The following is an 8,529-nucleotide window of genomic DNA, read 5'->3' as shown; positions in this document are numbered from 1 at the left end:
GCGGCGCCTCGGACGTCTCGACCCGGCGTGGCGCGGCGGCCGCGCGGCTGGGCTTGCCGGGGGCCGCGCGGGACGCTTGGCGGGGCGGCGCCCCGGGCGTCTTGGCCGAAGGCGGGGCGGCATCCGGCGTGCGGGTCCGGGGCGGACGGGGGGCGGGGGCGTCCTCCCCCTGCCAGGGCGCGCGCTCGCCGGCCTCCTCGCCGCGGTTGCGGGCGGCGCGCTTGGCCGCCTCCAGGGCGGAGCTGCGTGGGCCGGTGCCCGCGCGCGGCGGGAAACCCGGCTTGCCGCCGAAGCCGGACTTGCCAGGGGGGCGCTTGCCGCCTGAGCCGCGTGGTGGAGGACGTCCCTTCATGGCTCGCTGCTATCATCCTGGGATGACGGCGCAAAGCGGTGCGGACGCGCGGACGGGGCGATCCCCCTGTTTCCGGGCCGAGTCGAGCCCCCGGCATCCCGTTTCGCCCTGGCGTTCTGAGCAAGCGGCCCGACGCCAGGAACCCACTCTGTGGGTCGGTGGGCGCCGGCGCGCCGGTATGCGGCCCCGGTCTCAGCCCGTCACGGGCTCCCGGAGCGGGCCGTAGGTGGCGCGGTAGCTGCGCGGACCGATCACGGGGAGCAGGAGCCTCCGGGCCCAGCCCGGCATCCGGGCGGTACGGGACAGGCGGTCGGTCATCGCCTGGACATGGGCGACGCGGGGCCGGCGCCGGGTCTCGTAGAGCGCGCCGATCCGGTCCGGATCGGTGCCGTCCGCCACCAGATCCGCCAGGACCAGGGCGTCTTCGAGGGCGAGCGCGACGCCCTGCGCCCAGACCGGGGCCGTGGCATGGGCCGCGTCACCCGCCAGGAGCACCCGGCCCCGGGTCCATGACAGCAGGCGGATCTCCTCCAGGGGGGCGTGATGGATCGCCTCCGGCCGCGCCAGGACGGCGGCGAGGGTGTCGCGGACGCGGCGCGGAAAACCGTCGAAGGCGCGGCTTTGGGCCCCCAGATCGGCGTTCTCCGCCCCGACGCCCTGCACCGTGGCCCAGCCATAGGCCTCGTCCGCATCGACCGGGATCAGGAGGAACAAGCCGTCCCGGCCCGCCCAGAGCGTCCAGGCCTCGAGGCCCGGATTGGGCGTCATGAAGCGCCAGCTCGCCGAAGCCAGCCGCGCCGCGGCGGGGGCCTGATCCCCGAACAAACCGCGGCGCACCGTCGAATGCACGCCGTCGGCGCCGACGAGGAGGCCTCCCCGCTCGACCGTGCCGTCGCTCAGCGCCACGGTGACGCCCGCCGCGTCCTGGTGGTGGCCAACGACGCCCACCCCCTCGCGGATCGCCCCCGCGGGCAGGTCGCGCCGCAGCAGGCGCAGGAGGTCGGCGCGGCGCAGGCAGCGCGGACGGGCGTCGGGCCCCCAGAAGGCCGCCTCGTCGACGGCGAACAGCAGGCGGTCGCCGTCGGTGCGGTAGTCGCGCCGGCGCAGCGGCGTGCCGAGGCCGTCGAGCGCCCCGGCGAGGCCGAGATCGGCCAGAGCCCGAATCGCGTTGCCCGGCAGGTTGACGGCCAGTCCCCCGCCGGCCTCCCCCGGGCGCTGCTCCAGGGCGAGGGCGGAGATCCCGCGCCGATGCAGGGCCCGAACGACGGCGGAGCCGGCGATCCCGGCGCCTGCCACCAGCACGCGGTTCGCGGTGTCGGTTCTCATATGTCGCCGCTCCCGCTTCGCGCCGTTCCCGATGCGCGTCCCGGAGGATGGCTCAGACCACGCCGTCCGTCAGCCGCGCCGCCTCGAGCGTCAGCCCGAGCCCGACGGAGCCGAAGGTGTCGCCGTCGACCACCCGCGCGGCGGGCACGCAGGCGGTGAGCGCCGCGCGCACATGCGGCAGGCCGGTCGAGCCGCCGGTGAGGAACAGCGCGTCGATCCGCTCCGCGTTCAGCCCCGCCTGATCGAGGCAATGCCCGATCCGCGTCGCCATCCGTCGGGCGAGGTCGTCGGTGCGGCCGGCGAGCGTGGTCCGGTCGACCTCGGCCGCGAGGCCTGCCTCGACCCAATCGAGATCGACCCGGCCGGCGCCCGCGTCGGAGGCCGCGATCTTGGCCCCCTCCACCGCCATGGCGAGGGAATGCCCGCGCTCGGCCTCGACGACGCGGCGCAGGCGCTCGATGAGCTCCGGACGCGCGGCGTCGCGCACCACCTCGTCGATCTCCCGCAGGGTCTTGGCGTTGTAGAGCCGGTTGATGCTCGACCATGTGGCGAGGTCGTGGAAATAGGCGTTCGGCACGGCGAGGTCCGCCCGCTTCATCGGGCTGCCGAGGCCCAGAAGCGGCATCACCGCCCCGAGGCTGAGGGTGCGGTCGAAATCGGTGCCGCCGATGCGCACGCCGTCATTGGCCAGGATGTCGTCGGCGCGGTCCGCGCGGCGGTGCCGCTCGGGCGAGAGGCGGACGATCGAGAAATCCGAGGTGCCGCCGCCGATATCGGCGATCAGCGCGATCTCCTCGGCGGTCACGGAGCGCTCGTAGTCGAGGGCGGCGGCGATGGGCTCGTACTGGAAGCGGACGTGGCGGAAGCCGATGCTTTCCGCGATCGCGCGCAGGGTGTCCTCGGCCCGGCGGTCGGCGGCGGGGTCGTCGTCGACGAAATGGACCGGGCGGCCATGCACCACGGCGTCGAGGCTCGACCCGCTCTCGGCCTCGGCCCGCGCCTTCACCGCGGCGAGGTAGCGGGCGATGACGTCGCGGAAGCGGATGCGCTCGCGCCCGACCGGCGTCGATTCGTCCACGAGCGACGAGCCGAGCACGGATTTCAGCGCCCGCATCAGCCGTCCGGGCGTGCCCTCGACATAGGCGTCGATGGCGGCGCGGCCGATCTGCGGCGCGCGGCCGGGCGCGAAGAAGATCGCGCTCGGCAAGGTGCGATGGCGGCCCTCCAACGGCACCAGGGTGGGCCGGCCGGGCGCGGCCAGTCCGAGGGTGGTGTTGGACGTGCCGAAATCGAGGCCGCAGGCCGCCATGGATCGGGATCGCTTTTCGTGTGCCGGGGGGGCCCGTTAAGGCGCCGCGGCGGCGAGCGCAATCCCGAAAACCCGATTGCCGGCGGCCCGGAGGTCGCCGGCGGGGTCCGGTTAGCCCGGCACCTTCTTGGCCGTCGCGGGGCTCGTCGATGTGGCGGCGTTGGCGACCGCGGCCGGTCGCGCGCCGTCGCTCATGGCCCCCGAGAGGGCGACCACGTGCAGGGCGAGGACGGGGATGAAGACAAGCGCCATCATCAACGCGACCACGAGGCCGGCGGGACGGGTGCGCTTGGGGCGGGCCGCACGGGTGCGGACGCGCCGATGGGTGACGGTGGAGTCAGTCATGGCTCACCTCCGGTCGGACCAGCCGCCAATGGCCGGTCGCGGGCGAGCCGATCGAACGATCAGGCGCGGATCACGCGGGTGGCCATGGGCGGCGTGGTCGATCGACTACTGTCGTCGGGCATTGGGGTCGGACGTTCCTGTGGAGCCAGGCGGCGCGCACACGGCACACTCCCTGGATAACGCGCGAATGCCGGGTTCGTTCGCAAAGGTCAAGCGCATGGGGGACACATCCCTGTCTTCCGCGCGTCGCGAACGCCGCCGGCCCCCTCGGCGTTGTCGCGGCATGTCTTCGTCCCCGATCCGCTGGGCCCAGGCCCAATCCGCCGGCCTGCCGATGCAGCGCTTCACCGGCCATGTCGGTGCCGTCGAGGTCGGCATCGTCGAGTATGACGGATCGAACCGCCTGTGGACGTGGTGGAGCCCGCTCGCCGAGGAGGCCTGGGGTCACGCGCAGGACGCGGACGGCGCGCAACGCGGTTTCGAGGTCTGGCTGCGGGGCTGGCTCGAGAATTTCCGGCCGTTTTTCCCAGGGGCCTGATCTTGGCCGGGGCCTGATCTTGGCCGGGGCCCGAACTTCCCAGTCAGGTGGCGGCGTCGCGGCTGCGCCAGAGAGCGCGGGCGAGGATCGAGCGGAAGGGTGCGAAACGGGCGGCGACCGGCACGGTGTCGTCGCAGCCGGTGAGCCTGCGCAGCGTGCCGACCGCCGCGACATCGCCCACGGGCCAGATGTCGGGATCGAGGAAGTGGAAGATGCCGACCATGTCGGCGGTCCAGGGCCCGACCCCGCGGATGCTGCAGAGAACGGCCGAGCGCTCCGCATGGGGCAGACCGGCGAGGTCGGCCCCGAGCAGGCCCTGCGCCTCCGCCGCGCGCACGGCCTGGAGGGCGCGCGCCTTGTTGGCCGAGACGCCGCAGCCGCGCAGCACCGCTTCGAAGCCCGGCACGAACAGGTCGCGCGGGGCGCCCCCCTGGGCCAGCGCCGCCGCCTCGACCCGGGTCCAGATGGCGAGGGCGGCCTTGGTCGAGAGCTGCTGGCTGACGATTTCGACGAAGAGCCGCTCGGCCACGCTGGCATGGGCCGGCGGGGCAATCACGATCGGGCCGATCCGCGCGAGGGCGTCGTGCAGGGGCGGGCCGATCGCGGCGGCGGTGGCAAGAAGCCGTTCGTGGATGTCGGGGGCGCGCATGGGTCGTCTGCTTGCCGAGAACGCGGATCGGCCGGCTCGGGTTCGAGGGCGAAGGCCTCCGGCGTCGCCTGGGACGAGACCATGGCGGCCTGCCCCAATCCGAGACCCAGTGCCAGTAGGCGGGCTCGATTCTCGTGGAGCAGAAAACCAAGATCGGTGGCGCGCGCGCGCGGGGGCAATGGCGAGGAACACGCAGGCTCCCGGTGCTGAACCGCGGGGCGTCTCGACCGATGCGAGGGAGCCGCCCGCCGCGCCGTCTTTGCAACAGGGCGGCCGAGCGCGGTCGGGGCCCTCGATCGTCCGTATCGGGACAGAAAATTACAAAAATTTGCAACAAATGATGGCAAGATCGAAGTTAAAGACCGAGATCCTTCCGTATCGCATTCGTCGAACACGACATTCCGGATCGAATCTTGAAGATCATCACAACTTATTTACCTCACATCATCGAGAAGGTTAAATCCGCTGCGGCGCAGAGTGGCTGCCGGATGCTTCGGTTTGTCCCTCGAGTTCGACGATGCGCTGGTTCACAAATCTCCGCCTGCTCGGAAAACTCGCGCTTCCGGCGGCGCTCGCGGGCCTCGTGGCCATCGGCATCGTGGTGTTGGCCCGCGACCGGATCGCCACCCTCTCGAGCGTGACGCAGCAGGTCGTGGACGTGCGCGCCGCCCGCGCCATCAGCGCCCTCCAGGTCGCCGCGGCGGTGGACGAGGCGGTCATCGCCGAGAAGAACGTGATCCTCGAGACCGAGGCTGGGGTGATCGCGCTCCAGCGCGACCAGTTCCTGGCCTCCCGCCGGAAGGCCGAGACCGCGATGACGCAGCTCGTTGCCCTGGCCGACTCTCCGGAGCGGCGCACGATGCTCGAGGGCATCCAAACGATCCTCACCGACGTCTTCGCCACCGCCGAGCGCTCCGTGACGCTGGGCGTCCAGAACCGGAAGGCGGACGCCTCGCGGATCTCCTATGAGGAGGTTCGCCCGGCCCGCCTGCGGCTGATCCATGCGATCGACGGGCGCATCACGGCCAACCTGCGCGATCTCGGCATCGCCCGGGACGAGGCGGCGTCCCTCGCGGCCTCCGCCGCCGGGACCATGACCGCCATCGCCGGGATCGGCCTCACGCTCGCGTTCGGCCTCCTCGGTCTGATCGTGGTGGCGGGCGTGACGCGGCCGATGGGCCGGCTGGTCGCGGTGCTCCAGCGCATGGCCCGGGGCGAAATCGACGCCGCCATCGCCGAGGCGCGCCGCGGCGACGAGATCGGCACGGTCGGTCGGGCCGTGGAGGGCATCAAGGCGATGGTGGCGCAGAAGGCCGCCGAGCAGGCCGAGATGCGGCGCATCGCCGACGCGGCCGCTGCCCGGGAGCGCCGCCGCACCATGGTGGAGCTCGCCGACGGCTTCGAGCGGTCGGTCGGCGGCGTGGTCGGCATGGTCTCGGCCTCGGCGACCGAGCTGCAGGCCACCGCCCAGCAGATGACGGCGACCGCCACCGAGACGGCGTCGCAATCCACCACCGTCGCGGCCGCCGCCGAAGAGGCCGCTTCCAATGTCGGCACGGTCGCGGCGGCCGCCGAGGAGCTCGGCGCCTCGGTCCACGAGATCGGCCGGCAGGTCGGCAGCTCGGCGGTGATCGCCCGGGTCGCGGTCGACGAGGCCGATCGCAGCGCGGCCCTCGTGACGGCCCTGAGCGACGCCGCCGCCCGGATCGGCAACGTCGTCGAGCTGATCGCCTCGATCGCGGCCCAGACCAACCTTCTCGCGCTCAACGCCACCATCGAGGCGGCCCGCGCCGGGGAGGCCGGGCGCGGCTTCGCGGTCGTGGCGAGCGAGGTCAAGGAACTCGCGGCGCAAACCGCCCGGGCCACCGACGAGATCTCCGGCCAGATCGCCCGCATCCAGGGGGCCACTGGCCAGGCCGTCACCGCGATCGCCGACATCACCGGCCGCATCCGCGAGATCAATGCGGTGACGACCACCATCGCGGCGGCGGTGGAGGAGCAGGGCGCCGCGACGCAAGAGATCGTGCGCAACGTCTCCCAGGCGGCGACCGGCGCCGGCGAGGTGACGCGCAACATCGCGGGCGTCGCCCAGGCCTCCGAGGAGACCGGCGCCGCCGCGACCCAGGTGCTCGCCTCGGCCTCCGCGTTGTCGCGGCAATCCGAGCACCTGCGGACCGAGGTCGCCCGCTTCCTCGCCGGGGTGCGCGCGGCCTGATCGTTGCACCGACGGGGACCAGTGCGGCCCCGTCGGGACGAGGCTCTCATACCCAATCCGGTTGATCCCTTCGGGATGGCGGATTTGGGCTTCGCTCAAACGCCGCGCGGGCTTGCCTGAGACGGGCTCCGCTTCGATCAAGCGGAGCCCGGATCACGCGTCGAGGTAGCGCCGTCGCAGATGGGCGAGGAAGTCCCCGCTGCCGAGGGGCCGGCCCGTGGCGGCGACGAGGAGGTCGTCGGTCTCCATCAGGCTGCCCCGGGCATGCACATGCTGGCGCAGCCAGCCGAGGAGCTGCGAGAAGTCGCCCCCCGCCAGCCCCTGGCGAATGCCGGGCGCCGTCGCACAGGCCGCGGCGAAGAGCTGGGCGGCGGCGAGTGCCCCCAGCGTGTAGGTCGGGAAATAGCCGAAGCTGCCGCTGGGCCAGTGGATGTCCTGCAGGCAGCCGAGCCGGTCGTTCGGCACCGTGAGGCCGAGCAACTCCTTCATCCCGGCCGCGAAGGCGCACGGCAGGTCGGCGACCGCGAGGTCGCCCGCGATCATCGCGGTCTCCAGCTGGTAGCGCAGCAGGATGTGGGCCGGGTAGGTCGCCTCGTCGGCATCGACCCGGATGAAGCCCGGCTCGACCCGCGTGTAGAGGCGGTGGAGGTTCTCGCCGGTCCAGGCCGGCCCGGTGCCGCCGAACGCCTCGCTCAGGACGGGCGCGAGATAGTCGCAGAAGGCGCGGGAGCGGCAGGCCTGCATCTCGATCAGCAGCGACTGGCTCTCGTGCAGGCTCATGCCGCGGGCGAGCCCGACCGGCTGGTGGCGCCACGCCGCCGGGCGGCCCTGCTCGTAGAGGGCGTGGCCGGTCTCGTGCAGCACGCCCATCAGGGCGCCGGTGGCGCTCGCCTCGTCGTAGCGGGTGGTGATGCGCACGTCGTCGGTGGCGCCGCCGCAGAACGGGTGCAGGCTCACGTCGAGGCGCCCGCGAGAGAAGTCGAACCCGGCCGCCCGCATCAGCCGCAGGCCGATCTCCCGCTGGACCGCGACCGGAAACGGGCCCGGCAGCGGCAGGGGCGGGGCCTGTCCGGCCTGCCGGTCGCGCACCGTGGCGACGAGATTGGGCAGCACGGCGCGCAGCTCCGCGAAGAGCGGATCGATGCGGGCTCGGCGCATGCCCGGATCGTAGCCGTCGAGCAGGGCATCGTAGGGCGCGAGCCCGAGGGCCGCCCCCTTGGCCTCGCCGACCTGCCGCTGAAGGCGCAGCACCTCTTCGAGAGGCGGGCGCAGCCGCGCGAAATCGGAGGCCGCCCGCGCTTCGCGCCAGACCATCTCGCAGCGCGTCGCCGCCTTCGAGGCCGCCGACACGAGGTCGCCCGGCACCGCCGCCGCATGGACATGGGCGCGGCGCATCTCCCGCAGGTTCGCCCGCTCCCAGGGGCCGAGCCCCTCGGCGCCGTCCTCGGCCGCCGCGAGCCGGTCGGCGGTGCGCGGGTCGGTGAGGATCTCGTGGGCCAGCACCCGGAGGACGGCCAGCTGTTCGCCCCGGGTCTCGGAGGCGCCGTCGGGCATCTGGGTCTGGGTGTCCCAGCCGAGAATGCCGGACGCATCCTCCAGGGCGCCGTGGCGGGCGAAGGTCTCGGTGAGGGTGGTGTAGGCCTGCGTGGTCAATGCTGCCCCTGGATCTCTGGCGGCGAACGAGCGCCTGTGTAGCACCGCTTCGCGCCGCAGGGCAGGCGGGCTTCGGAGGCCGGACCTGCGCGGAGGGAGGGCCGTCCGCGATCCGATCCGCGGCCCGGGATGCGGCGCGGCC

7 protein-coding genes and 1 pseudogene are annotated in these 8,529 nt (G+C 73.3%); 2 read left to right on the top strand and 6 right to left on the bottom strand.

Going from position 1 to position 8,529, the window contains the following annotated elements; translation table 11 throughout:
• The 4 genes and pseudogenes from LW587_RS19160 to LW587_RS19145 form a co-directional block, all read right to left on the bottom strand.
• Positions 1–352 (bottom strand): annotated as a pseudogene (locus LW587_RS19160) (RluA family pseudouridine synthase); the annotation flags it as partial.
• A 192-nt stretch (positions 353–544) separates the two neighbouring features.
• The gene (locus LW587_RS19155) at positions 545–1,678 is read right to left on the bottom strand and encodes an FAD-dependent monooxygenase (protein ID WP_232631188.1); all 1,134 of its coding nucleotides are present in this window, start codon (positions 1,676–1,678) and stop codon (positions 545–547) included.
• A 52-nt stretch (positions 1,679–1,730) separates the two neighbouring features.
• A complete protein-coding gene (locus LW587_RS19150) occupies positions 1,731–2,987 on the bottom strand; it encodes an Hsp70 family protein (protein ID WP_232631187.1) in 1,257 nt (418 codons plus the stop codon).
• A gap of 111 nt (positions 2,988–3,098) precedes the next feature.
• On the bottom strand, positions 3,099–3,332 hold the full coding sequence (locus LW587_RS19145; RefSeq protein WP_232631186.1) for a hypothetical protein: 234 nt from the start codon (positions 3,330–3,332) through the stop codon (positions 3,099–3,101).
• A gap of 283 nt (positions 3,333–3,615) precedes the next feature.
• Here LW587_RS19145 and LW587_RS19140 point away from each other — a divergent pair, with 283 nt between their 5' ends.
• The gene (locus tag LW587_RS19140; protein ID WP_232631185.1) at positions 3,616–3,870 is read left to right on the top strand and encodes a hypothetical protein; all 255 of its coding nucleotides are present in this window, start codon (positions 3,616–3,618) and stop codon (positions 3,868–3,870) included.
• 43 nt (positions 3,871–3,913) lie between these two features.
• Here the strand turns inward: LW587_RS19140 and LW587_RS19135 are convergent, their stop codons facing one another.
• A complete protein-coding gene (locus LW587_RS19135) occupies positions 3,914–4,519 on the bottom strand; it encodes a DNA-3-methyladenine glycosylase family protein (protein WP_232631184.1) in 606 nt (201 codons plus the stop codon).
• 517 nt (positions 4,520–5,036) lie between these two features.
• On the opposite strand from LW587_RS19135, the gene LW587_RS19130 reads away from it, so the two are divergent.
• The gene (locus LW587_RS19130) at positions 5,037–6,734 is read left to right on the top strand and encodes a methyl-accepting chemotaxis protein (RefSeq protein WP_232631183.1); all 1,698 of its coding nucleotides are present in this window, start codon (positions 5,037–5,039) and stop codon (positions 6,732–6,734) included.
• 153 nt (positions 6,735–6,887) lie between these two features.
• On the opposite strand, the gene LW587_RS19125 is transcribed toward LW587_RS19130, so the two are convergent.
• A complete protein-coding gene (locus tag LW587_RS19125) occupies positions 6,888–8,387 on the bottom strand; it encodes a carboxypeptidase M32 (protein ID WP_232631182.1) in 1,500 nt (499 codons plus the stop codon).
• Positions 8,388–8,529 lie beyond the last annotated feature (142 nt).

It is taken from the genome of Methylobacterium sp. Leaf118 (assembly GCF_920984675.1).
Lineage (GTDB): Bacteria > Pseudomonadota > Alphaproteobacteria > Rhizobiales > Beijerinckiaceae > Methylobacterium.
The sequence above is the reverse complement of the archived record's forward strand: the minus strand, read 5'-3'. Positions and strand labels throughout refer to the sequence as shown.

What these genes read in the sequence shown, in the direction of transcription:
- LW587_RS19130 (WP_232631183.1), top strand. Translation starts at nt 5,037, where the DNA reads ATGCGCTGGTTCACAAATCTCCGCCTGCTCGGAAAACTCGCGCTTCCG.
- LW587_RS19135 (WP_232631184.1), bottom strand. Translation starts at nt 4,519, where the DNA reads ATGCGCGCCCCCGACATCCACGAACGGCTTCTTGCCACCGCCGCCGCG.
- LW587_RS19150 (WP_232631187.1), bottom strand. Translation starts at nt 2,987, where the DNA reads ATGGCGGCCTGCGGCCTCGATTTCGGCACGTCCAACACCACCCTCGGA.
- LW587_RS19145 (WP_232631186.1), bottom strand. Translation starts at nt 3,332, where the DNA reads ATGACTGACTCCACCGTCACCCATCGGCGCGTCCGCACCCGTGCGGCC.
- LW587_RS19155 (WP_232631188.1), bottom strand. Translation starts at nt 1,678, where the DNA reads ATGAGAACCGACACCGCGAACCGCGTGCTGGTGGCAGGCGCCGGGATC.
- LW587_RS19140 (WP_232631185.1), top strand. Translation starts at nt 3,616, where the DNA reads ATGTCTTCGTCCCCGATCCGCTGGGCCCAGGCCCAATCCGCCGGCCTG.